This is a genomic window from Litoreibacter ascidiaceicola (genome assembly GCF_900129235.1).
Taxonomy (GTDB): domain Bacteria; phylum Pseudomonadota; class Alphaproteobacteria; order Rhodobacterales; family Rhodobacteraceae; genus Litoreibacter; species Litoreibacter ascidiaceicola.
In genome coordinates this window covers 84507-107224 of record NZ_FQUV01000003.1, presented here as the reverse complement: position 1 = coordinate 107224, position 22718 = coordinate 84507, and the positions used below count along the sequence as shown (strand labels likewise).

Annotated in this window: 23 protein-coding genes; 13 read left to right on the top strand and 10 right to left on the bottom strand. The window is 54.3% G+C overall.

The features are described 5' to 3' along the window. The first annotated feature begins 65 nt into the window (after positions 1 to 65). A complete protein-coding gene (locus tag BUB72_RS06560) occupies positions 66 to 1424 on the top strand; it encodes an MATE family efflux transporter (protein WP_073141977.1) in 1359 nt (452 codons plus the stop codon). Here BUB72_RS06560 and ccoS read toward each other — a convergent pair. The 4 genes from ccoS to ccoG are packed head-to-tail and all read right to left on the bottom strand — an operon-like array spanning position 1414 to position 5592. After that, complete coding sequence (ccoS, locus tag BUB72_RS06555; protein ID WP_073141975.1) at positions 1414 to 1569, bottom strand: cbb3-type cytochrome oxidase assembly protein CcoS; 156 nt, start codon at positions 1567 to 1569, stop codon at positions 1414 to 1416. The two genes, BUB72_RS06560 and ccoS, sit on opposite strands and share 11 nt — an antisense overlap. After that, positions 1566 to 3725: a heavy metal translocating P-type ATPase gene (locus tag BUB72_RS06550; RefSeq protein ID WP_073141973.1), complete on the bottom strand. Its 2160-nt coding sequence runs from the start codon at positions 3723 to 3725 to the stop codon at positions 1566 to 1568. Before BUB72_RS06550 ends, ccoS begins: the two co-directional genes overlap by 4 nt. Continuing rightward, positions 3722 to 4174, bottom strand: coding sequence for a FixH family protein (locus tag BUB72_RS06545; RefSeq protein WP_073141971.1), 453 nt, complete (start codon positions 4172 to 4174; stop codon positions 3722 to 3724). Before BUB72_RS06545 ends, BUB72_RS06550 begins: the two co-directional genes overlap by 4 nt. Further along, positions 4171 to 5592 carry a cytochrome c oxidase accessory protein CcoG gene (gene ccoG, locus BUB72_RS06540; protein ID WP_073141968.1) on the bottom strand — a complete coding sequence of 474 codons (1422 nt, stop codon included), beginning with the start codon at positions 5590 to 5592 and terminating at the stop codon, positions 4171 to 4173. The genes BUB72_RS06545 and ccoG overlap by 4 nt, the downstream gene beginning before the upstream one ends. Positions 5593 to 5913: 321 nt before the next feature. Here ccoG and rsgA point away from each other — a divergent pair, with 321 nt between their 5' ends. Beyond that, positions 5914 to 6990: a ribosome small subunit-dependent GTPase A gene (gene rsgA, locus BUB72_RS06535; protein ID WP_073141965.1), complete on the top strand. Its 1077-nt coding sequence runs from the start codon at positions 5914 to 5916 to the stop codon at positions 6988 to 6990. A gap of 161 nt (positions 6991 to 7151) precedes the next feature. On the opposite strand, the gene ccoP is transcribed toward rsgA, so the two are convergent. The 5 genes from ccoP to fnrL all read right to left on the bottom strand — a co-directional run bounded on the left by ccoP (position 7152) and on the right by fnrL (position 11545). Further along, positions 7152 to 8015, bottom strand: coding sequence for a cytochrome-c oxidase, cbb3-type subunit III (gene ccoP / locus BUB72_RS06530; protein ID WP_073141963.1), 864 nt, complete (start codon positions 8013 to 8015; stop codon positions 7152 to 7154). Continuing rightward, positions 8008 to 8217 carry a CcoQ/FixQ family Cbb3-type cytochrome c oxidase assembly chaperone gene (locus tag BUB72_RS06525; protein ID WP_073141961.1) on the bottom strand — a complete coding sequence of 70 codons (210 nt, stop codon included), beginning with the start codon at positions 8215 to 8217 and terminating at the stop codon, positions 8008 to 8010. Before BUB72_RS06525 ends, ccoP begins: the two co-directional genes overlap by 8 nt. Before the next feature lie 13 nt (positions 8218 to 8230). Further along, a complete protein-coding gene (ccoO, locus tag BUB72_RS06520) occupies positions 8231 to 8989 on the bottom strand; it encodes a cytochrome-c oxidase, cbb3-type subunit II (protein ID WP_073141958.1) in 759 nt (252 codons plus the stop codon). 11 nt (positions 8990 to 9000) lie between these two features. Continuing rightward, a complete protein-coding gene (gene ccoN / locus BUB72_RS06515) occupies positions 9001 to 10605 on the bottom strand; it encodes a cytochrome-c oxidase, cbb3-type subunit I (protein WP_073141956.1) in 1605 nt (534 codons plus the stop codon). Positions 10606 to 10816: 211 nt separating this feature from the next. After that, the gene (gene fnrL, locus BUB72_RS06510) at positions 10817 to 11545 is read right to left on the bottom strand and encodes a transcriptional regulator FnrL (RefSeq protein ID WP_073141954.1); all 729 of its coding nucleotides are present in this window, start codon (positions 11543 to 11545) and stop codon (positions 10817 to 10819) included. 71 nt (positions 11546 to 11616) lie between these two features. Between fnrL and hemN the strand changes: the two genes are divergently transcribed. After that, a complete protein-coding gene (gene hemN / locus BUB72_RS06505) occupies positions 11617 to 12966 on the top strand; it encodes an oxygen-independent coproporphyrinogen III oxidase (RefSeq protein ID WP_073141952.1) in 1350 nt (449 codons plus the stop codon). On the opposite strand, the gene BUB72_RS06500 is transcribed toward hemN, so the two are convergent. Further along, positions 12967 to 13203, bottom strand: a complete 237-nt coding sequence (locus tag BUB72_RS06500) for an Lrp/AsnC ligand binding domain-containing protein (protein WP_073141950.1) — start codon at positions 13201 to 13203, stop codon at positions 12967 to 12969. It lies immediately after the preceding gene. A 334-nt stretch (positions 13204 to 13537) separates the two neighbouring features. Here BUB72_RS06500 and gmd point away from each other — a divergent pair, with 334 nt between their 5' ends. From gmd to BUB72_RS06450, 10 genes are all read left to right on the top strand, one after another. Continuing rightward, the gene (gmd, locus tag BUB72_RS06495; RefSeq protein ID WP_073141948.1) at positions 13538 to 14644 is read left to right on the top strand and encodes a GDP-mannose 4,6-dehydratase; all 1107 of its coding nucleotides are present in this window, start codon (positions 13538 to 13540) and stop codon (positions 14642 to 14644) included. Next, positions 14644 to 15579: a GDP-L-fucose synthase family protein gene (locus BUB72_RS06490; RefSeq protein ID WP_245814758.1), complete on the top strand. Its 936-nt coding sequence runs from the start codon at positions 14644 to 14646 to the stop codon at positions 15577 to 15579. The genes gmd and BUB72_RS06490 overlap by 1 nt, the downstream gene beginning before the upstream one ends. Continuing rightward, entirely contained in the window at positions 15576 to 16748 is a 1173-nt protein-coding gene (locus BUB72_RS06485; RefSeq protein WP_073141945.1) for a DegT/DnrJ/EryC1/StrS family aminotransferase, read from the top strand. Before BUB72_RS06490 ends, BUB72_RS06485 begins: the two co-directional genes overlap by 4 nt. Continuing rightward, positions 16748 to 18196, top strand: a complete 1449-nt coding sequence (locus BUB72_RS06480; RefSeq protein WP_073141942.1) for a mannose-1-phosphate guanylyltransferase/mannose-6-phosphate isomerase — start codon at positions 16748 to 16750, stop codon at positions 18194 to 18196. Before BUB72_RS06485 ends, BUB72_RS06480 begins: the two co-directional genes overlap by 1 nt. A 31-nt stretch (positions 18197 to 18227) precedes the next feature. After that, positions 18228 to 18905 carry a Crp/Fnr family transcriptional regulator gene (locus tag BUB72_RS06475; RefSeq protein WP_073141940.1) on the top strand — a complete coding sequence of 226 codons (678 nt, stop codon included), beginning with the start codon at positions 18228 to 18230 and terminating at the stop codon, positions 18903 to 18905. A gap of 85 nt (positions 18906 to 18990) precedes the next feature. Beyond that, a complete protein-coding gene (locus BUB72_RS06470; protein WP_073141937.1) occupies positions 18991 to 19203 on the top strand; it encodes a YgaP family membrane protein in 213 nt (70 codons plus the stop codon). Between the two features lie 2 nt (positions 19204 to 19205). After that, the gene (locus BUB72_RS06465) at positions 19206 to 19637 is read left to right on the top strand and encodes a YeeE/YedE family protein (protein ID WP_073141935.1); all 432 of its coding nucleotides are present in this window, start codon (positions 19206 to 19208) and stop codon (positions 19635 to 19637) included. Positions 19638 to 19640: 3 nt separating this feature from the next. Further along, positions 19641 to 20075, top strand: coding sequence for a DUF6691 family protein (locus tag BUB72_RS06460; protein ID WP_073141932.1), 435 nt, complete (start codon positions 19641 to 19643; stop codon positions 20073 to 20075). Positions 20076 to 20098: 23 nt separating this feature from the next. Next, the gene (locus BUB72_RS06455) at positions 20099 to 20980 is read left to right on the top strand and encodes an MBL fold metallo-hydrolase (RefSeq protein WP_073141930.1); all 882 of its coding nucleotides are present in this window, start codon (positions 20099 to 20101) and stop codon (positions 20978 to 20980) included. A 27-nt stretch (positions 20981 to 21007) separates the two neighbouring features. Next, positions 21008 to 22681, top strand: a complete 1674-nt coding sequence (locus BUB72_RS06450; RefSeq protein WP_073141928.1) for a bifunctional protein tyrosine phosphatase family protein/NAD(P)/FAD-dependent oxidoreductase — start codon at positions 21008 to 21010, stop codon at positions 22679 to 22681. Positions 22682 to 22718: the final 37 nt, after the last annotated feature.

Here is a 22718-nt window from a genome sequence, read left to right as displayed (position 1 = left end):
ATCGCTAACGACCTGAAGGGTCAAACTCATCTCTGATATGCCGGTCAGGACAAGCAGGAGTTTTCATGCGCGACATTGACCTGACAGAAGGCTCCATCGCGAGCCATTTCAACACGCTAGCAGTGCCAGCCGCCTTGGGCATGTTGTTCAGCACCCTCTACAATGTGGTCGACGTCTACTTCGCTGGCCAGATATCAACGCAGGCGCAGGCGGGCTTGGCGATCGGATTTCAGGCATTTTTCATAACCATGTCGGTAGGTTTTGGCCTCGGTTCGGCCATGAGCGCCCTTGTTGGAAATGCCCGAGGCAAAAAGGACGACGATGCGGCGCGGAAACTAGCGTCTCAAGGTATTGGTTTCGGTATCATCGCAGTTGTGTTGCTCATGATCGGGGCCGTTTTTGCCGGGCCGAGCGTCATCGCACTGGTCTCGGAGCCGGGGGAGTACCGCGACGCGGCCACCACCTACTTTCTGTGGCTCATTCTTGCGCTCCCCGGTTTTCTGCTCGCCTACGGGGCGAACGGCATTCTGCAAGCACATGGTGACACGGTGTCGATGCAACGCGCGATGATGGTGGCGTTTTTGGCCAATATCGGCCTCAACCCGTTGTTGATCTATGGCATCCCCGGCATCATTCCCGGGATGGGGCTAAGCGGCATCGCTGTGGCCACTATATTAAGCCAAACAGGGGTAATGATCTGGATTTTGTATCAGGTATTGGGTCGCCGGATCATGGAAGGGTTTCAACTCAGCTGGCTCAAACCAAATCTGGCAAGCTATCGCGAGATCACCGAGCAGATGTTACCCACGACCACCGCCATCATGGTCATGTTCGTCTCCGGCTTTGTTGTGCAATTCGCGCTGAAAGGCTTCGGCGCTGAAGCAATCGCCGCTTACGGCGTCGCACTTAGGGTGGAGCAAATACTACTTTTGCCTGTTCTGGGCATGACGGGCGCGCTTTTGCCAATTGCTGCGCAGAACTACGGAGCGGAGCAATTCGACCGCGTGCGGGAAGCTCTCTTCTTCTGCTGGAAGCTGGGGTTCGTGATGACCTTTGCAGCCTTTCCCATCCTCTGGTTCGCATCCCCGTATGTCGTGGCATTGTTCAACGATGATCCGGAGGTCGTGCGTATCGGTGTAAGCTACCTAAGGATCGACGGGTTTATCTTCCCGATCTACATGATGCTCTTTGCCATCAACTCGTTTCTCCAAGCCCTTAAACGTCCGGTTTGGACACTTTGGATCAGCGTGTACCGCCAAGGCTTCGGCGTCGCATTTTTCATCTGGGTATATGTCGGGTTGGTCGGCATGGACGTTTGGGGCGTCTGGATTGGCATAGCCACGGCGGTGGCAACTGGCTGGATCATAGCACTAGTCGTCACAAAGCGCATCGCAGACCAGAAGATCGGTGGCCTTACGAGTTAGGCTCGTCTTCATCGTCAAACAGGATGCGTGCGGCATCGCCCTCGATATCCTCGTACTGATTGTGTCTCACGGTCCAAAGAAACGCCACGATACCCATCCCGCCAAGGATCAGCGACACAGGTATAAGGATCACAAGCACATTCATGCTCGAACCCTTAACGCGTTTAGGATTACGAGGATAGAGGAGCTCGACATCGCCAACGCCGCCATCAAGGGGCTGGCATAGCCCAGAACGGCAAGCGGGACGGCCACAGAATTGTAGCAAATCGCAATCCCGAAGTTCTCACGAATTCGAGCGCGGGCACTTCGGGACACTTTGAGTGCGTCCATCACTGGTGCAAGAGAACGGCCGAGCAGAACAATATCGGAAGACGCCCGCGTAGCATCAACGCCGGACGCTGGCGAGATCGACACGAATGCCTGAGCCATCGCCCCCATATCATTAAGCCCGTCCCCCACCATCAAAACACGCTTGCCGCGTTCTTGAAGCGCGGCGAGATGTGCGATCTTGTCCGCGGGCAGCATGGCACCTCTAGAGTCTTTCAAGCCCAAACGTGCGCCAAGCTTGGTTGCCGCGAATTCGGTGTCACCAGACAAAAGTTCTACGTCCAAACCTTGTGATTGCAGCTTTGAAACCAACTCTTGAGCTCCGGGGCGAAGGGCTTCGTCGATGCGCAAAGTCTGCTCTGGGCCTTTGCCACGTTGGAAGACCGTCCCACCCGTAGCTGTTCTTGATTTTCCTAGCCGAACACGCACCTCACCATCCAGACCTTCGACACCGTCACCCGCAATCTCATGGATTTCTTTCAAAGCTGACGGTGTTGTTTGCATACCCTCCAATGCGGACGCCAGAAGACGCGAAACAGGGTGGTCCGAAGATTGGCTCAACGCCAAAGCGGCAGCGCGGTCTTCGACCGAAAGGCTCTGCAAGTCATCGAGGATAGGCGTGCCGTCGGTTAGCGTTCCGGTTTTGTCGAAAACTACTGCATCGACTTCCGCGAGACGTTCCAACGCAGTTGCGGATTTGATTAGCAGGCCCTTGCGAAACAAGCTCCCCGACGCCGCAGTGGTCACCGCAGGAACGGCCAGCCCCAAAGCACAGGGGCAAGTTATGATCAACGTCGCAATCGCGATATTGAGGGAATAGCGCACGTCACCGGTTGCAACAAACCAGCCAATAAATGCCAACGCAGCGACCCCGTGCACCAGCGGCGCATAAAGCTGTGCTGCACGATCAGCCAAGGGCGTATAATGTGAGCGTCCACTCTCGGCCACAGCGACCATCTCGGCCATGCGGCGCAGAGTAGTGTCCTGACCCACGGCAGTCGCGCGTATGATTAGCGGGTTTGACAAGTTTACTTCACCAGAGACGACTTTAGCGCCAACCTGCGCTGCGACCGGTAGGCTTTCGCCCGTCAACAAAGAGCGATCCATTTGGGAACGACCAGTGTCAATCACGCCATCAACTGGTACGCGCCCACCTGCGGGCACCTGAACAAGGTCTCCGACCACGATTTCGGCAGCTTTGACACGTACCGGCTGACCCTCGCGAATGCAGGTGGCCGAGGGCACTTCCAGTGCCGCAAGTTCCTGTGCGGCTGATCGTGCCGCCGCACGCGTGCGGTGATCCAGATAGCGCCCGATCAGTAAGAAGAAGGTCAGCGACAAAGCCGCATCAAAATAAGCGTTCTCACCGCCCGCCATCGTCTCGTAAAGCGACAGCCCGCTGGCAAGTAGGATCGCGAGGGAAATCGGAACTTCCATATTGACCCGACCAACCCGCAATACGGACAAAGCCGAAACAAAAAACGGTCGCGCAGCATAAGCCACAGCAGGCAAGGCGATGACCGCGGAAATCCAGTGGAATAGCTGCCGCGTCGCGTCAGCAGCGCCCGCCCAAACTGCTACCGACAAGATCATGACGTTCATCATGGCGAAGCCTGCAACCGCCAAGCGCAGCAGCAACGCACGCCCTGCTGGGTCACCTTCCCCTGCACGCAAGGTATCACTGTCTAGCGGCAGTGCTTCGAAACCCAAGGCCAACAAGGCACCAATCAGATGATCTTCGTCTGCATCCCCACGCGTCAGAACTGTCACGCGCTTCAAGCTCAGGTTTACGCGGGCATCAAGCACATCAGGTAGTTTTGCCAGGCCACGTTCCACCCCCGACACGCAGGCGGCACAATGGATCCCGGGCAACGACAACGATATCGTATCGCCAGCCGAGGACGTCGGAGACCTACGCGCGGCCTCTTCCGCGAGCGGAGCGCCCGCGCAACCTGGGCAACTCATTACGCTCATTCAGCGACCAGAAATGGAATCCGTTGCTCGAATACGGTTCCATCCTTTGCAATTGCCTTCATGCGCAGGTTCCAGTTTCCCGGGGCCAGATCGGCGGCCGCCAGATGCGCCTCTCCGTCGAAGCGGAATGCAGGGGTTTGATCCTGACTGACATTGGTAGCTCGACCAAGCGTAGCGTCGATCAACGAGGGGTCGACGGGACCACGCGTATCTTTGATCTCAAGGCGCAGTATTCCGTCAGCGTACCCGGCCTTCACGTCCCACCCCAAAGCAAGCTGTGCGCTACGACGTGCATCGAAACTCTGGCTCGCCACATATGAGTTTTTCGTCTCAAGCCCCGGAAAGGTCCGAATGGCTTGGGTGGCGAGGGTCAAGTTCACACCAATAATGATGCTGAACCCCACCGCAAACATTGCGAAGACATGAATACCTTTGATCTCGCGGCTCATTGGTCGGCTGCCTTCCCGTTAAACACAGTATTGGTATACGCGCGCTCTCCGGAGACTACGTCTTCAACCCAAAAACGCAAATCGGTGCGTGCCGCAGTAGCGCTAGGGTCGCCGCGACGCGCGGTAACATACACCCGCTGCAGCTTTGTCTCGTTTGCTGGAACCACAACATTAACCAAATCGGTCCCTTCCAAGTCGATAATCAATACTTCTTCCGACGTCAGAGACATGTGGAATTCGCGATCATCACCATGTTTGTTGCGCAAACGAATGTCATAGGCGTTGCGGATCGAACCATCGGACATCGTCACATAAGTCGGGTTTCGGACTGGCGAAACTGTCATGTCGATCTCGGCGCGGATAAACAGCGCAAAAAGCAAACCCAAGCCGATCGTTGACCACAAGAAAGTGTAGACCAATGTGCGCGGACGCAAGATGTGCTTCCAAACGGGTTTTGCTTTGCCACCGCCACGCTCAAGCGGCTCATCCGAAAGCGCAAGGTAGTCAATCAGGCCACGCTCCTTGCCGATTTTCTCCATGATGTCGTCGCAGGCATCAATACAAAGCGCACAGGTGATACACTCCATCTGCTGGCCATCGCGAATGTCGATCCCCATCGGGCAGACGTTCACGCAGGCCATACAGTCGATACAGTCGCCGGTTGTGCCTTCGTGCTTTTTGCCACGTGGCTCACCGCGCCACTCGCGATAACCGACCGTAATCGTGTCTTCGTCCATCATTGCGCCCTGAATGCGCGGCCACGGGCACATGTAAATGCAAACCTGCTCACGCATGAACCCGCCAAAAACGAAGGTTGTCGCAGTCAAGGCAGCAATAGTTGCATAGGCCACAGGGTGGGCATTGAGCGTCACAAGATCGACGGCCAATTGCGGCGCATCAGTGAAATAAAACACCCAAGCACCGCCTGTCGCGATCGCAATCATTAGCCAAACCAGCCACTTGGTCATCCGCAAGCGCCACTTGTGCGCATCCCACTTTGCACGCCAGAGGCGTACACGCGCGTTCCGGTCGCCTTCTATCCAGCGCTCAACAAGAATAAACAGATCAGTCCAGACGGTCTGCGGGCAGGTGTAGCCACACCAAACACGTCCCAAGGCCGACGTGAACAAGAACAGGCCAAGGCCAGCCATGATGAGAAGACCAGCAACGAAGTAAAACTCGTGCGGCCAAATCTCGATCCAGAAGAAATAAAAGCGACGACCTGCCAGATCGATCAACACGGCTTGGTCTGGCAAATTCGGGCCGCGATCCCAACGGATCCAGGGCGTCAGATAGTAAATGCCCAAGGTAACGGCCATGATCCACCACTTGAATGTGCGGAAAAAGCCCGAGACTTTGCGCGGGAAGATCGGCTCTTGCGCTGCATATAGTGAAGGAGGGTTCTCAGCATTGTTCATAGTAGACTCGTCCGGAATTTTGACTCTGTTCGCAGTGTGTATGTGCAAGCATAGCACTTCTAGGTCCTTGACCCAGATCAATCAGCAAACTGCGACATCAACGGCAGCTAGATCGAAGAACGCAATCGTGATAAACAAGCCCATCAGCATGGAGATTTTATGTCCCGTTAAAGTGGGGAGCACCAAGTTCCCGATGTAAACCTAAGCCGATCCAGTGGCTTGTTGGAGTTTGTCCAGCATCCAGAGGCTATGCGCATCATCCAAAGCACTATAACTCACGGCCGGGCTTTGCCCGAAGCCGGTACATGAAAGTAGAACTCCATGACTCGGGACTATTCTCAATTTCTTCCCACCGACACCGACCCGGATCGCCGCGTCGCTCCCCTCTCGCCACTTGCTCAACTCGGCTGGCAACAATTCTTTGCCCAACAAGTCAGCGTAGAGCAGATCGAGGAGACGCCTCCGCTTCGTGTCACAGAGGTTCACCGCAACGGGCTTCAGGCGCGCGGAGACGGCATCGATATGCACATTCCGCATGGGCCAGATGCAACTGTCGGTGACTGGCTTCTTCTCAATCGTGAACTGCCATCTGCCAGTGAGGTGCTGGACCGAAAGAGCCTGATCAAACGTAGGGCCCCCGGTAAAACGCTTGGAGTGCAGTTAATTGCCGCCAATCTGGATACCACCTTCATTGTGTCCTCCTGCAACGACGACTTCAACGTGGCACGTATTGAGAGGTTTATCGCACTTGCCTTCGAGGCCGACGTTACACCGGTGATCATTCTGACAAAGGTCGACAAATGCGACGCCCCAGAAACCTATATCGCGCAGGCAGAGGCGATCTCACCTTTTGTGCCCGTCGTGGCTCTCAACGCCAAAAGCGCGGAGCCGCAAATGAAACTCGCCGACTGGTGCAAACCTGGGCAGACAGTCGCATTCCTCGGGTCGTCTGGCGTCGGCAAGTCCACCCTGACCAACGCGTTGGCGGGTGACGACGCAATCGCGACGCAAGAAGTCCGTGAAGACGACGCCCGTGGCCGCCACACCACGACGCGGCGGCAGTTATATTTCCTCGCCTCCGGCTGCGCCGTTCTGGACACGCCCGGAATGCGGGAACTGCAACTCACAGACGCGGCTTCCGGCTTGGCCGAAATGTTCTCGGATCTGGATGAGCTGGGTGCTCAATGTAAATTCAACGACTGCAAACACACAGTTGAACCTGGTTGCGCGATACTGGCCGCGGTTGAACGCGGTGAAGTTGACGCAACGCGACTGGCCCGATGGCAAAAACTTGTTGCAGAAGATTTGCACAATTCAGCGACGCTGGCTGAACGGCGATCGAAGGACAAAGCTTTTGGCAAGATGGTTCGCAATGCTCAAAAGAAGAAAAAGAACTAGTTCAAAATAACAAAAGGCCCGCCAGACAAATGCCCAGCGGGTCTTCTCGTGGATTGCCCCCGCACCCCAAGCCCAATGCGCGAACAGGTGGCTTAAGGGCGGGGATCACATGCTAAGTCCGAGCTCTTCCCGAAGTCGCATATGAATATGTTAGCAGCGCGCTACTCGCCGCCACCTTTCTGGTGCACGTAAGCCGCCACCGCGTTCACTTGCGCATCAGACAGCCGAGGAGACCAGGGCGGCATAACACCAAAGCGTGCGTTGGTGATGGTCTCTGTCAGAACCTCGTCAGAGCTTCCATAGAGCCACACGGAATCGGTTAAGTTTGGCGCACCTTGATCGCGGTCCCCCATGGCTTCGTCACCGTGACAGGCAGTACAGTTGTCGGCAAACAGCTCGGTGCCTTGTTCGATCAGAGCAGTATCGTGATCCAGGCCCGACAGAGATTGAACATAGGCAACCAGCGCGGCGATTTCGTCTTTCTCCAATTGCTCGCCAAAGGCGGGCATTTCGGAATAACGAGCATCCTCGTCTTGTTCGTTTCTGATACCGTGACGAACAGTTAGAGCAATCGCTTCGATGTCACCGCCCCATAGCCAGTCATCATCCAGCAAGTTTGGATATCCGACTGCACCAGCCGCGCCAGATCCGTGGCACTGTGAACAGTTGTTTGCAAAGACCGAAGCACCTGCAGACACTGCGAATTGATGCAGCGACTCGTTGTCTTTCAACGTGGTCAGGTCGATTGCCGCCAACTGAGAGTTAAGGTCCGAATTTGCCTCTTCTACACGAGCAATTTCGGCCGCCACTTCAGCGCGGGTCGAGTAGCCTAAGAACCCCGCTGTCGCTGAAGACACCAAAGGCCATGCAGGGTACGCGATTGAGTAAATCACCGCCCACACGATCGTCGCGTAAAGCGACCATAGCCACCATCTAGGTAGTGGTGTGTTCAGCTCTTCGATACCGTCATAAGAATGGCCGGTGGTGTAGGTTTTTGTAGCCTCGTCATATCTTGGCTCATCCATTGTCTTGGCCTTTCAGTAGAGCGGCATCCTTGTCGTCCAGTGCGGGACGGTCCTCGTTGCGAAAAGGTGCTTGGCTGATGTCATCATGCATCTTGCGTGACCCCGGGCGAAACGCCCAAAGGATCACTCCGAAGAAGAATGCGAACATGGCGAGCAGCACCCAGCTGTCTGCCAATTGTCGCATGAAGGAATAGGTATCCATCACTCCCTCCCCCCTAGCGAGATGCATCGGGCGTGAAGGTAGAAAAATCTACCAACGTGCCGAGCATTTGCAGATAGGATATCAGTGCGTCCATCTCGGACACCCCGGCAGCCCCATCGAAGTTGCGCGTTTGCGCGCCTGGATACCGCTCTAGCAAACCGTCCCAATCCGCATCCGGGTCCGACTGAGCGAGGAAGTCAGCCTGCGCTGTTTCGATCATCTCGTCAGAATAAGGCACGCCGACAAACCGGTGTGTTTTCATGGTCGCCTGAATGTACTTTCCATCAACCATAACGTCGCTAAGGAACGCATATTTCGGCATAACGGATTCAGGAACCACTGATTGCGGATCACTCAGGTGGTCCACATGCCACTCGTCGGAATAGCGACCACCGACACGAGCAACGTCAGGCCCGGTACGCTTCGAGCCCCATTGGAACGGATGGTCATATTGAGACTCCGCTGCCAGCGAGTAGTGACCGTAGCGCTCCACTTCGTCACGCATCGGGCGGATCATCTGCGAGTGGCAAACGTAGCAGCCCTCCCGCACATAGATGTCACGCCCTGCAAGTTCCAGCGGGGAGTAAGGGCGCATGCCCTCAACATCCTCGATCGTGTTCTCAAGATAGAACAAGGGTGCGATTTCGACGATGCCGCCGACACTCACCACAAGCAAGGAGGCGACGAGAAGCAATGTACCGCTGCGTTCCAGAGTGGCGTGGCGATCCAGGAAGGTGCGTTTTTTCTTCGGTTCTGTTTGTTCAGATGTCATTTGTCCGCTCCTTATTCCGCAGCCACGCCAACAGGGGCCTTCACCGAAGCGCCTCCGCGAATGGTCATCCACATATTCCAGACCATGATCAGCCCCCCGGCGAGATACAAAACCCCACCCAGTCCGCGAACCACATACATCGGATACTTGGCGGACACTGTGTCTGCGAAGCTGTTCACCAGGAAGCCTTGGCTATCGACTTCACGCCACATAAGGCCTTCCATAATACCGCTGACCCACATCGACGATGCGTAGAGCACGATACCGATGGTCGCCAACCAGAAGTGTGTGTTGATGGCCGAGATTGAATACATCTTCTCACGTCCCCAAAGTTTTGGTGTCAGGAAATAGATCGCTGCAAATGTGATCATACCGTTCCAGCCAAGTGCGCCAGAGTGCACGTGACCGATGGTCCAATCCGTATAGTGCGACAGCGAGTTCACTGCGCGGATCGACATCATTGGGCCTTCGAAGGTCGACATGCCGTAAAAAGCGAGCGAGGCCACCATCAAACGGATAATCGGGTCCGTGCGAAGTTTATCCCAAGCGCCTTGCAGCGTCATCAGACCGTTGATCATGCCACCCCAAGACGGCATCCACAGGACGATCGAGAACACCATACCCAGCGTCGACGCCCAGTCAGGCAGAGCTGTGTAATGCAGGTGGTGAGGGCCGGCCCAGATATAAAGGAAGATCAGCGCCCAGAAGTGGATAATCGACAGCTTGTAAGAATAAACCGGACGACCTGCCTGCTTTGGCACGAAGTAGTACATCATGCCGAGGAAGCCCGCAGTCAGGAAGAACCCAACGGCGTTGTGACCGTACCACCACTGCGTCATGGCATCTTGCACACCCGAGAACACCTGAACCGATTTAGATCCCCAGATGGAAACCGGGATCGACAGGTTGTTAACTAAATGCAGCATCGCGATCGTCACGATGAAAGATAGGAAGAACCAGTTGGCCACGTAGATGTGGCGCTCTTTTCGGGTCAAGATCGTGCCAAGGAACACCGCCAGATAGGCGACCCACACGATGGTAAGCCAAATGTCTACATACCATTCAGGCTCAGCGTATTCTTTCGACTGCGTGGAACCCAGAAGGTAGCCCGTTGCCGCCAGTACGATGAACAGGTTGTAGCCCCAGAAGACGAACCAAGCGAGGTTGCCACCCCAAAGCCGCTGCGCCGACGTGCGCTGCACGATGTAAAACGACGTAGCGATCAGGCCATTGCCACCAAACGCGAAGATTACCGCAGAGGTATGCAAGGGGCGAAGGCGCCCAAAGTTGGCATATGGCTGGGCCCAGTCAAAATTCAGAACGGGAAATGCGAGTTGGAAAGCAATGAACGTGCCGACCAGGAACCCCGTAACACCCCAAAAGGCCGTTGCGACGATCCCGTAGCGCACTGGACCATCCATATAGCCCGCTGCCTCTCCGGCTGAGACAGCTACAGGCTCATCTGTATGCCGAAGCACCCAAACAAACATGACAATCCCAACCACAAGAATCAAAAGTGCGTGTACTTGGTAAGCCAAGTCATGCGCCCAGTTTGCTGCAAGAGCGGCAAACAATATGACGCCTCCTAGCAGTATTAGCTTGATATAATTAAGCATTTTTCACCCGTTCCGTTCATTCCTGACCGCTCGCAAAGAGAATCCCCCCTACCTCGGCATGGCAGGAAATGCCGAATTATAGGGAGTTGAACCTTGATATATGTCAAAGGCTTCATAAAGCGGCCCAACTGAAACATGTTTATGCCAGCAATGCGGGCCTACGCCACCGCACATCCGCAATTAAACAAAAAATTCCGAAGAAATCCGCTGCTCAGGAAAGAGTGGCGCCATCGCTGTCATCACCGGCTTCATCAAGCAGGCGGCTAAAGTCCGGAATCTTCACTTTACGCGTGCCCTCTAAGAGCAACACTCCGTCGCGCTTCAGCGCTGCCATTTGACGGCTCACCGTTTCAATAGTCAGACCTAAATAGTCCGACATGGCGTCTCGGGTAAGTGGAAGTTCCAGATGGAGGCTCTCGCCTTCTTTTCGACCCAGCCGACGCGCACAAATGAGCAGGAAACTTGCGATCTTCTCGCGCGCGGTTTTGCGTCCAAGAAGCAACATCCATTCACGCGCAGCATCCAGTTCATCGAGCGCGATTTCGACCAGTCGTTCCTGAACGTGTGGAGTCGCATGCGTTACTTTTTCGAAAGGTTTCTTATGGAAGTGGCAAAGCGTGAGTTCTGACACGGCAGTAACGTCATAAGAAGCCTTGTCGCGCCCCGGGCGGCCAATGAAGTCCGACGGCAGCAATAGCCCTACCATCTGCATGCGCCCGTCAATCATCGAACGCGACAGAGTCGCCACGCCTGACACCACTGACGCGACAAAAGTCATGGGATCACCCATTAGCACAACGGAAGCCCCGGCCGGATAGGTCTTGTAAAACTTGATCTTGTCCAGCTCCATCAGTTCGTCAGCCGTACAGCGAGAGCAGATAGCTCTCGGCCGGATAGGACAGTTGGCGCAGGTCTTAGGGCTCAGGTCTATTTGGGTCATGCTGTCTTACATGATTGAGAACTTGATCAGGATCAAGGTTTGCTGACCATTATCAGATCATTTAGGTCAGTATGACACAGCACGAAACTCTTCGCCGCTACGGCCTGTTTACATCCCGCGCGCCGCGATATGCCAGCTATCCAACTGCGCAGCATTTCAACGCCGATGTCGGCCCCGCTAAGATGGCAAGCTGGCTAGAACAAGTGCCTGAAGGCGCAAAAGTCTCGCTATACGTGCATATACCATTCTGCCGCAGTTTGTGCTGGTTCTGCGCCTATCGAACCCAAGGCACCAAGACGGATGCTCCTTTGCGTGGCTACTTGGATATGCTCAAATCCGAACTTGCGATGGTTGCCAATAGCCTGCCCGCCGGTGTTCGATTAAATAAGATTCATTGGGGTGGTGGAACGCCTACGATCCTACCGGCTGCGATGATTCGCGAGCTGGCAGATGAAATTGACAAGAACTTTTCCCTTTCAGATGGCCCAGAATTTTCGGTTGAGGTCGATCCAAACCTGCTCGATGCCGAGAAGATTATAGCGTTGGGCGCGGCTGGCCTGACACGCGCCAGCATAGGAATTCAAGATTTTGACCCGCATGTTCAATCCGCCATTGGCCGCGCCCAGAGCTTTGAGGACACCAAATGTGTAGCCGGGGCGTTGAGAGATGTCGGAGTGAAGCACCTTGATCTCGACATCCTTTACGGGCTGCCATTCCAAACCGCCGACAGCTTGACCGACACAGTTGCCAAGGCGTTGGATTTATCGCCGAACAGGCTTGCATTATACGGGTATGCGCATGTTCCTTGGGCCGCAAAACGTCAGGTCCTTATTCCAGAGGATCATTTGCCCGATGGACCGACCCGCTACGCGCTGTTCCACATGGCCTCCCAGCTCATTGGGGCTGCCGGTTATGACGCTGTAGGAATTGACCACTTTGCCCGCCCCGGTGACGGCTTGCTAAATGCGTCACTGAACGGAATACTACGTCGTAACTTTCAAGGATACACCGATGATCAGGCCGAAGTGACAATCGGCATCGGCGCCTCCTCGATCTCGAGTTTCCCAGATGGCTATACACAAAACGCCTCGGCCACGAGTGACTACGCCACAGCGATAACCGCAGGACGATTAGCCACGACCAGCGGTCACGTTATGACATCCGATGACAAATTGCGGTCTCAGTTGATCGAAGATCTCATGTGTCGCTTTGCTATCGATTTCTCCTCAATCGCGCAGCGCGCTGGAGTGAAGCAATCCAAGGTGGAGAGCATGGCTGCAGAGCTGCACAGAAATTATGCAGATGTGTGCACACTTAGCCCTGACGCCCTAATTTTGTCAGAACCCGCGCTATCGCGACTAATGGCCAAGGATCTTGATACCTATCAGACCCCGTCTAACAGGCACTCTTTGACGATTTGACTAGAAAGCTTTGAAGGTCAATGTGGTCAACGTGCGCTCTATCCCTGCAATACTTAGCAGGTTGTCGTTGATGAACTGGCCAACATCATCACCTTCCGGCACGTATATCTTGAGCAACAGGTCAAATGCGCCTGACGTCGAATACAGCTCGGAATGGAACTCCCTAAGAACGATTTCTTCCGCAACTTTATAGCCCTGCCCCGGCTTGCATCTTATCTGGACGAATACGCAATTCATCTTGGTCCCCTTGACTGCATTTGCATCACCCTGCCACGCCGCAGCATCAGAGGAAAGTGGCACAACGATGTATGGATACCATTCTCAATTTTTCTGCGAATCCTGTTGGCTGGGCAGTGCTGCTCGGGGTAATGTCTAACTGCGTGCTTCCGCTCTGCTGTTCGACACATGAAGATAGACCTTCAATCATGAAGCCGGTTCCTGCGGTTAGCCCTGAATGCTCAACTGAGCCATTCATGGCCTTTTCATTGCGGCAGAAATGAACCGACATCGCTGGATTTCACCGCGCCACTATGGCAAGACCTAACCTGCAACAGGCATTGGGAATAGCATCGTGAGAAAAGCCCTCATCACCGGCGTCACCGGACAGGACGGCTCCTATTTAGCGGAGTTTTTGCTCGAAAAGGGTTATGAGGTTCATGGCATCAAGCGGCGCGCCTCTTCGTTTAACACTCAACGTGTCGATCACATCTACCAAGACCCGCATATCGATAATGCCAAGTTTATTTTGCACTACGGCGACCTGACGGACAGCTCGAACCTGACGCGCATAATCTCGGAGGTTAGACCTGACGAGGTGTATAATCTCGGTGCTCAATCCCACGTCGCAGTCAGTTTTGAGGCACCTGAATACACAGCGGATGTGGATGCCATGGGCACGCTACGTCTGCTGGAAGCAATTCGGTTTTTGGGCTTGGAAAAGAAGACCAAGTTCTATCAGGCGTCGACCTCGGAGCTATACGGTTTGGTCCAAGAAACCCCGCAAACCGAGACAACACCTTTCCATCCTCGCAGCCCCTATGCTGTAGCCAAGATGTATGCGTATTGGATCACGGTAAATTATCGTGAAGCCTACGGAATGTATGCTTGTAACGGTATCTTGTTTAACCACGAAAGCCCGCGACGCGGAGAAACTTTCGTGACGCGCAAGATCACCCGCGGATTGGCGAATATCGCCCAAGGGTTGGAAGACTGCCTCTACATGGGCAATATCGATGCGTTGCGAGATTGGGGACACGCGAAAGACTATGTTCGCATGCAATGGATGATGTTGCAGCAGGACAAGCCGGATGATTTTGTAATCGCAACGGGCAAGCAGTATTCGGTTCGCCAATTCATTATCTGGTCAGCCGAGCATCTTGGACTAAAGCTTTGCTTTGAAGGTGAAGGCATTGATGAAACAGCGTCTATTGCCGCGATTGAGGGTGACAAAGCGCCAGGTCTAAAGGTTGGAGATGTCGTGCTGCGAATTGATCCTCGCTACTTCCGCCCTGCAGAAGTCGAAACTCTTCTTGGCGACCCTGCCAAAGCTAAACGCGAACTTGGATGGACACCTGAAATCTCGGTACAAAAAATGTGTGCCGAAATGGTGGAAGAAGATCTTAAAGAAGCACGACGAGCGGTTGTCATGAAGGCCCATGAGGCCGGGCAGAAAGCTTAGTGGCTCCACTCCATCAGAAACGCATCCTGCTTACAGGTGGCGGTGGCATGGTCGGTCGCAACCTGCTTGAAGCAGCGGGTGATTTGCGGATTGATCATCCGACAAGCCGCCAATTGGACCTAACCAACGCCGACGATGTGCGGGTCTATATTCAAGACACGAAACCGGATTTGATTATCCACGCGGCGGGCAAGGTCGGAGGCATTCAAGCCAACATGGCCGATCCGGTTGGGTTTCTGGATAAAAACCTCGCCATTGGTCGAAATCTGATCATGGGAGCTTATGAGGCCAATGTTCCCGAGCTATTAAACCTTGCCTCAACCTGCATCTACCCGCGAGGAGCCGAAAATCCGCTCTGCGAAGATATGGTTCTGACCGGCGAATTGGAACCCACCAACGAGGGCTACGCGATCGCAAAAATTGCGGCACTGCGGCTGTGTGAATACATTCGCAAGCAAAGGCCGGAACTCCAATATAAGACACTGATCCCCTGCAATCTCTACGGGCCTTACGACAACTTCCACCCCGAAAAGTCACACCTTCTTCCTGCGATCATCCGTAAAGTGCATGACGCCAAGAACAACGGCGTCAACGAGGTGGAAATCTGGGGAGATGGGACCGCGCGGAGGGAGTTCATGTATGCGGGTGATCTTGCTCTAGCCATCCTGAAGGCCTCGGAAGAAATGGAAACGCTCCCGGACCTCATGAATACAGGGTTAGGCTTTGATCACTCGATTAACGACTATTACCAAACTGTTGCAAACGTTCTCGATTGGGGCGGCACGTTTACCCATGATCTGTCCAAACCTGTTGGGATGAAACAAAAGCTCTGTTCAACTGAACGTGCCGACAGTTGGGGCTGGCGGGCATCTACATCGCTTGCTGATGGCATTGCCAAAACCTACACCTTTTTTCTGGAGAACCACACCTCATGAGTTTCAAATATCCTTTGGCAACTTCCTCGTGGGATCAAGATGAGCAGGACGCTCTCCAACGTGTCATAGCATCTGATCGCTTCTCCATGGGTGACGAAGTTGCGACTTTTGAAAAGCAGTTTGCAGCGCACTTCGGGTCGAAATACGCGGTTATGGTCAACTCCGGCTCGTCGGCAAACCTGCTGATGGTTGCCGCGCTGTTCTATAGCCAGAACCCTGATTTGAAGCTTAGCGCTGGCGATGAAATCATCGTGCCGGCAGTGTCGTGGAGCACCACCTACTTCCCGCTCCAACAATATGGATTGAAACTGAAATTCGTCGATATTGATGCCGAGACCTTAAACTACGACCTTGATGCGCTCGCGGATGCCATCACCGATAGGACCCGCGCCCTTATGGTTGTAAATTTGTTAGGGAATCCCAACGACTTCCATCGCCTTGAAGAGATCACCGCAGGGCGTGGTATCGTCATGATCGAGGACAATTGCGAGTCCATGGGGGCAACCCTGGGAGGCAAGCAAGCCGGAACCTTCGGGGTGATGGGCAGCTACTCGTCCTTCTTTTCACACCATATTTCGACCATGGAGGGCGGATTGGTGGTCACTGACGACGAGGCGTTGTACCATATTATGCTTTCCTTGCGCGCCCATGGCTGGACACGCAATCTTCCCAAAGAGAACACTCTAACCGGCACCAAAAGCGATGACCCGTTTGAAGAATCGTTCAAGTTTGTTTTGCCGGGTTACAACCTCCGCCCCTTAGAAATGTCTGGGGCCTTGGGGCAAGCCCAGCTTCGGAAGCTTCCCGGTCTAATCGAAGGCCGCCGCAAAAATGCAGCAGTCTTTCAGGACAAGATGCTCGATCATCCTGTTTTCTCTATCCAAAAAGAGATCGGAGAAAGCAGTTGGTTCGGCTTTAGCTTGATCGTAAGAGAAAGCGCAAATATCACGCGAAAACAGGCCATCGCTGCCCTTACAAGTGCGGGCTTTGAGTGCCGGCCAATTGTAACGGGCAATTTTGCCAAGAACGAAGTTCTGAAATATTTCAACTATGAGGTGCATGGCGATTTGAAAAACGCCAATTACCTAGACCAAAACGGGCTGTTTATTGGAAATCATCATTTCCCAATTCGCGACGCAGTGGAAGCCCTTGCAGAGGTGACAGTCTAATGGCTCAGGTTGTTCACCCGCTTCTTCTTTGCGGAGGGTCTGGCACTCGGCTTTGGCCACTGTCCCGCAAAAGCTATCCCAAACAATTCGCTCAGTTGACCGGGGCACAAAGTCTCTTTCAATCTTCGGCAATTCGCTTGGCCGGCGACGGGTTTGCAGCGCCAATGGTTGTGACCGGCGCCGATTTCCGGTTCATCGTCAAAGAACAACTTGCAGATGTAGGTCATTCCCCGCAGGCCATTATTATCGAACCGGAGGGGCGCAATACCGCTCCTGCTATCCTTGCAGGTGCACTGACGCTGGATGCCATAACACCGGGTGCGCTGATGCTTGTTGCGCCCTCGGACCACGTTATTCCAGATGCCAAGCGCTTCAGGGACGTTGTGCAAGCTGCCGTTCCCGCCGCGATTGACGGGGATTTGGTGACGTTTGGAATTCGGCCCGACCGTCCAGAAACCGGATACGGGTGGTTGGAGTTGACGTCCACACCATCTGGCGACTTTGATCCTATTGTACAGCCGCTCAAAGCCTTCGTCGAGAAGCCGAATTTAGCAACCGCCGAAGCGATGTTGCACGACGGTCAGCATCTCTGGAACGCTGGAATTTTCTTGTTTTCAACCACCACGTTGATTGCGGCCTTCGAAGCACATGCACCGAAAATGCTCGCCGGAGTTCGCTCGGCCGTCTCCAATGCACAGAGTGATATTGGCTTCACACGGCTTGCTGAAGCGCCTTGGAATAATCTGGAAAGCGAGTCTATCGACTATGCTGTAATGGAAAAAGCCGACAACCTTAGTGTAATCCCTTTTGGCGGCGCATGGTCCGACCTTGGAGGTTGGGACGCGGTGTGGCGCGAATCCGGGCCTGATGCGACCGGAGTTGTGACCAACGGCCCTGCAACTGCAATCGAGTGCGAAAACACCTTGCTGCGGGCGGAAGACAGCAAACAAGCTCTGATAGGTATCGGTCTTAAGGATATCATTGCAGTGGCGATGCCAGACGCCGTGTTGGTCGCCCACAAAGATCGCGCTCAGGACGTCAAAAATGCTGTCGCAGCGCTCAAAGCCGATGATGCTCCGCAGGCGGAAACCTTACCTCGTGACTACCGTCCATGGGGGTGGTTCGAAAGCCTCGGAACCGGAAGTCGTTTTCAAGTAAAGCGCATCGTCGTGAATCCGGGTGCGGTGCTATCTTTACAAAGTCATAAGCACCGCGCAGAGCATTGGATCGTGGTTGAAGGGATTGCCAAAGTGACCATCGACAAGCTGGTTCAACTCGTCGAGGAAAACCAATCTGTATACATTCCCTTAGGTGCTATTCATCGGATGGAAAACCCGGGCGACGTGCCGATGGTCTTGATCGAAGTTCAAACAGGCAGCTATCTGGGCGAAGATGATATCATCCGCTATGAAGATATATATGCCCGTGGCCAAGGCGCGAAGGGCTGATTATCACACTGAAAAATATTAAGGAAACGCGATGAACCCGGAGGAAATAGATACCGAATGGGTCGAGCGCTTCCCGGGTCTTTCAAGGCTTGAACCGACGACCAAGAAGCTGCTTCTGCAACGTAGCACCGTAGTCAGCATGCCTGAAACGACCGTGATTTTCGGCCCCGGAAAGTCACCCGAAAACATGCTATTCTTACTGAGTGGCACAGTAAGAGTGCAGCAGGTATCCGAGACCGGTCACGAAATCGTCCTCTACCGCATTAATGCAGGCGAAAGCTGCGTTTTAACGACCGCATGTTTGCTCGCATATGACGACTATTCGGCGGAAGGCATCGCGGAGTCCGCGGTCAGAGCAGCCGCCGTCCCGCGTCAGGTTTTTGATGATCTGGTCGCTCAATCACCATCATTTCGCAACTTCGTCTTTGCGGCTTTTTCCAAGCGCATAACCGACCTCTTCCTGATGATTGATGAGGTCGCGTTTCAACGCATGGACGTCCGGCTCGCTCACAAATTGATTGAGCTGTCGAAAGGCAGAGATCAAATATCGACAACGCACCAAAAGCTATCGGTTGAACTGGGTACCGCGCGCGAGGTCATCTCGCGACAGCTGCAAGAGTTCCAGCGTCGAGCATGGGTAGAGCAATCTCGCGGTACGGTAAAAATTCTGGACCGGGCGCAGCTCGAAAAACTTGCAGCGAGAGACTGAGTTATTCGCGTCTATGTGACATTGTCACTGTTAGCACGGTCACAAGCCGTTAACACGATCATAGATAAATACAGGAGTCTGACCAATGACTACAAATGTTGGCAACATCGATCGCGTGTTTCGCTTCGTTTTGGGCGTCGTTTTGCTCGCCGCACCATTCGTTAGCGGCATGGCCCTCTTCAATTCCACAATCGTCACCGTCATCGCGGTGATTGCTGGTGTCGTAATGCTGGTCACGTCGTTAGCCCGCACGTGCCCGCTTTACTCGATCTTCGGCATCAAGACCTGCAAGGCATAACTGTGGATACAGTATTTACCCCTTGGCAATCCCTTGGCGGCGGCATCCTAATTGGTGCCGCCTCCATTTTGCTTATGGCCACTCTTGGCCGTATCATGGGGGCGACTGGCATTCTGGCTGGTTTGCTCTCACCTTCCAGCGCCGCCGACTTCAGCTGGCGGGCCGCTATACTCCTCGGAATGGTTTCCGGACCCGTCGTGGTAATGCTGACAACGGGACAAATGCCGGAGATTCAGGTTCCCGTTTCAACTACAATGTTGGCGGTCGGAGGCTTCATTGTAGGCATCGGCGTGACCTTTGGATCCGGATGTACATCCGGCCATGGAGTCTGCGGAATGGCACGGCTATCGCCTCGCTCCATTGCAGCTACCGTCACATTCATGGTGATGACCGGCATCACTGTTTACATTGTACGCCATGTTTTGGGAGCCTGAGAAATGCGCCTGATTGCAAGTTACATCAGCGGTCTGATCTTCGGTATCGGCATCTCGATATCCGGCATGGCAAACCCTGCCAAAGTTCTCAATTTTTTCGACATCGCGGGCACTTGGGACCCTAGCCTGATATTTGTGATGGGTGGAGCGTTGATCGTCACATTCATCGGATATCGGTTTGTCCTACGCCGTCCGGCTCCGACATTTGAGACTTCTTTCAAGCTCCCGACAAGAAGCGATCTTGATCTACCGCTAATCGGTGGCTCAGCGCTGTTCGGGGTTGGCTGGGGGATCGCTGGTTTCTGCCCCGGCGGCGCGCTGCCTGCACTTGGGACAGGTCGCTCAGAAGTAATCATTTTTACCGTAGCTCTACTCGCTGGCATCTTCGCCGCGAAGGCATTGCAGCGGTTTGCTGCTTCACGTGCAGCCGCAGCCTAAGCGCTAATCTAAGGAGACACCTCATGACCTACCCTGTGAACATGAACGTCACGCCAGTCGTATCGGCTCATTTCGACGAGGCCACAAACACGATCAGCTATATCGTTCGGGATCCTTCCAGCACACATTGTGCGATTATCGACAGCGTGATGGATATCGACTACGCCGCCGGTCGAATTACATATGACCATGCCGATAAGCTGATTGAAGAAATCACTTCGCAAGGCCTTACCTTGGACTGGATCATTGAGACTCATGTCCATGCAGACCACCTGAGTGCCGCGCCCTACATTCAAAGCAAACTTGGCGGCAAGATTGGTGTCGGCGAAAAGATCATGATTGTGCAGGAAACCTTCGGAAAGGTTTTCAACGAAGGCACTGAATTCCAACGCGACGGGTCTCAATTCGATGCGCTGTTCAAAGATGGTGACACCTACATGGTGGGCAGCATGCAAGGCTTTGCAATGTTCACCCCAGGCCATACGCCAGCTTGTATGGTGCATGTGATGGGGGATGCTGCTTTCGCAGGTGACACGTTATTCATGCCTGACGGTGGCTCTGCGCGTGCGGATTTCCCCGGCGGAGACGCTGGCGAGCTTTATGACAGCATCCAGAAGGTCCTGTCTTTGCCCGATGAAATGCGCCTGTTCATGTGTCACGACTATGGGCCGAATGGCCGCGCCATCGAATGGGAAACCACGGTGGCTGAGCAAAAAGCCGACAACATCCATGTTGGCGGTGGCAAATCACGAGAAGAATTCATCAAGTTTCGCACAGAACGCGATGCACAGCTCGACATGCCAAAGCTGATTATCCCTTCCCTTCAAGTGAATATGCGCGCCGGTGAAGTGCCGACCGACAAGGACGGCAATCCAATGCTCAAAGTCCCTGTAAACAAGCTTTGAGCAACAACAAATAGAACGGGCTTCCCTATGGATATCAAAGCACTGACGGCAGGCGTATCGGTCAGCCCACAAATCACACCAGAAGAGATTCAATCGATAAAGGACTACGGCTTCCGCTCGATCATCTGCAATCGTCCCGATGGTGAGGGAGCTGACCAACCCTCCTTTGAAGAAGTTTCCGCAGCGGCTGCCAAGTTAGGCTTGGAAGCCCGTTATATCCCAATCATATCCGGCAAAGTCAGCGATGACGATGCGCAGGCATTCGACAAAGCTCTGAGCGAACTGCCCGGACCAACGCTCGCGTATTGCCGCTCCGGCACACGCTCGGCTACTTTGTGGTCATTGGCCAAAGCGGATGTTCTCAGCGTCGCGGATATTCTGGCGGCAACAAAATCTGCAGGTTATGATATGGGCGGAGTTGTGCGCCGTATCGTCAATGGCGGGAAAACCCCGACTGACCGCGCAGACGCTACATATGATGTGGTGATCGTAGGTGCTGGTGCGGCGGGTATCGCCGCCGCTTCCAGCCTTCGATCCCGCAAGCCGGACCTGAACATCGCAATCATCGACCCTGCCGACATCCACTATTACCAACCTGGTTGGACAATGGTTGGCGGCGGCATTTTTGATGCGCCAGACACTGCGAAAACAATGGGGTCTCTGATCCCACGCGGCGTTCATTGGATCAAGGCCGCCGTGGCCGCGTTTGAGCCGCAGGACAACGCCGTCATTCTTGATGGTTGTCGTGTCGTGAAATACGAGCGCCTGATCGTTTGCCCTGGCCTCAAGCTTGATTGGAACCGTGTCGAAGGTCTGGTCGAGACTTTGGGGAAAAATGGCGTCACGTCCAACTACCGCTACGACCTCGCCCCTTATACTTGGGAGCTTGTTCAGCAAATGAACGAAGGCCGCGCGATCTTTACGCAGCCCCCGATGCCAATCAAATGTGCAGGCGCACCGCAGAAGGCAATGTACCTATCCGGCGACGCATGGTTTCGCCGAGGCGTGCTAAAAGACATCGACATCCAGTTCAACAATGCCGGTGGCGTGCTGTTCGGGGTAAAAGACTATGTTCCAGCGTTGGAAAAGTACGTGAAGAAGTACGACGCATCGCTCAACTTCTTCCACAATCTTGTAGCGGTAGATGGCGCGGCAAAGAAAGCGTGGTTCGATGTGTCAAAACCGGAGACTCCTGTCGAGCGTATCGAAATGGAATTCGATATGATGCATGTATGCCCGCCTCAAGTTGCTCCTGACTTCATCCGCGTCTCCCCTCTTGCTGATGACGCCGGTTGGGTCGACGTGGATCAGGCCACATTACGGCACAAAACTTATGACAATGTCTGGTCGCTGGGCGACGTGATGAACGCTCCAAATGCAAAAACCGCTGCGGCCGCACGCATTCAGGCTCCGATCGTAGCAGAGAACCTTATTGCCGACATTGAGGGGCGAGCACCGGTCGCGCAATATAACGGCTATGGGTCCTGCCCGCTGACTGTCGAGCGCGGAAAGATCATTCTAGCAGAGTTCGGGTATGGCGGCACTATGCTACCGAGTTTCCCGAAGATTTTTATTGATGGCACCAAACCTTCCCGAGCTGCGTGGTTCCTGAAAGAAAAGATGCTTCCTCCGATCTATTGGAAAGCTATGCTGCGCGGTCGGGAATGGATGGCCAAGCCTGAAAAAGTCACTGCGAACTAGACATGACGCCCCCACCACGCGACCGGTGGCGGCAATT

Excerpts from the sequence above, each read along its gene's own strand:
- BUB72_RS06545 (WP_073141971.1), bottom strand. The coding sequence starts at position 4,174 with ATGAGCCGCGAGATCAAAGGTATTCATGTCTTCGCAATGTTTGCGGTG.
- BUB72_RS06485 (WP_073141945.1), top strand. The coding sequence starts at position 15,576 with ATGAGTTTCAAATATCCTTTGGCAACTTCCTCGTGGGATCAAGATGAG.
- rsgA (WP_073141965.1), top strand. The coding sequence starts at position 5,914 with ATGACTCGGGACTATTCTCAATTTCTTCCCACCGACACCGACCCGGAT.
- ccoS (WP_073141975.1), bottom strand. The coding sequence starts at position 1,569 with ATGAATGTGCTTGTGATCCTTATACCTGTGTCGCTGATCCTTGGCGGG.
- BUB72_RS06455 (WP_073141930.1), top strand. The coding sequence starts at position 20,099 with ATGACCTACCCTGTGAACATGAACGTCACGCCAGTCGTATCGGCTCAT.
- BUB72_RS06450 (WP_073141928.1), top strand. The coding sequence starts at position 21,008 with ATGGATATCAAAGCACTGACGGCAGGCGTATCGGTCAGCCCACAAATC.
- BUB72_RS06550 (WP_073141973.1), bottom strand. The coding sequence starts at position 3,725 with ATGAGCGTAATGAGTTGCCCAGGTTGCGCGGGCGCTCCGCTCGCGGAA.
- ccoG (WP_073141968.1), bottom strand. The coding sequence starts at position 5,592 with ATGAACAATGCTGAGAACCCTCCTTCACTATATGCAGCGCAAGAGCCG.
- BUB72_RS06475 (WP_073141940.1), top strand. The coding sequence starts at position 18,228 with ATGAACCCGGAGGAAATAGATACCGAATGGGTCGAGCGCTTCCCGGGT.
- BUB72_RS06500 (WP_073141950.1), bottom strand. The coding sequence starts at position 13,203 with ATGAATTGCGTATTCGTCCAGATAAGATGCAAGCCGGGGCAGGGCTAT.
- fnrL (WP_073141954.1), bottom strand. The coding sequence starts at position 11,545 with ATGACCCAAATAGACCTGAGCCCTAAGACCTGCGCCAACTGTCCTATC.
- ccoO (WP_073141958.1), bottom strand. The coding sequence starts at position 8,989 with ATGACATCTGAACAAACAGAACCGAAGAAAAAACGCACCTTCCTGGAT.
- hemN (WP_073141952.1), top strand. The coding sequence starts at position 11,617 with ATGACACAGCACGAAACTCTTCGCCGCTACGGCCTGTTTACATCCCGC.
- BUB72_RS06525 (WP_073141961.1), bottom strand. The coding sequence starts at position 8,217 with ATGGATACCTATTCCTTCATGCGACAATTGGCAGACAGCTGGGTGCTG.
- BUB72_RS06480 (WP_073141942.1), top strand. The coding sequence starts at position 16,748 with ATGGCTCAGGTTGTTCACCCGCTTCTTCTTTGCGGAGGGTCTGGCACT.
- BUB72_RS06560 (WP_073141977.1), top strand. The coding sequence starts at position 66 with ATGCGCGACATTGACCTGACAGAAGGCTCCATCGCGAGCCATTTCAAC.
- BUB72_RS06460 (WP_073141932.1), top strand. The coding sequence starts at position 19,641 with ATGCGCCTGATTGCAAGTTACATCAGCGGTCTGATCTTCGGTATCGGC.
- ccoP (WP_073141963.1), bottom strand. The coding sequence starts at position 8,015 with ATGGATGAGCCAAGATATGACGAGGCTACAAAAACCTACACCACCGGC.
- BUB72_RS06470 (WP_073141937.1), top strand. The coding sequence starts at position 18,991 with ATGACTACAAATGTTGGCAACATCGATCGCGTGTTTCGCTTCGTTTTG.
- ccoN (WP_073141956.1), bottom strand. The coding sequence starts at position 10,605 with ATGCTTAATTATATCAAGCTAATACTGCTAGGAGGCGTCATATTGTTT.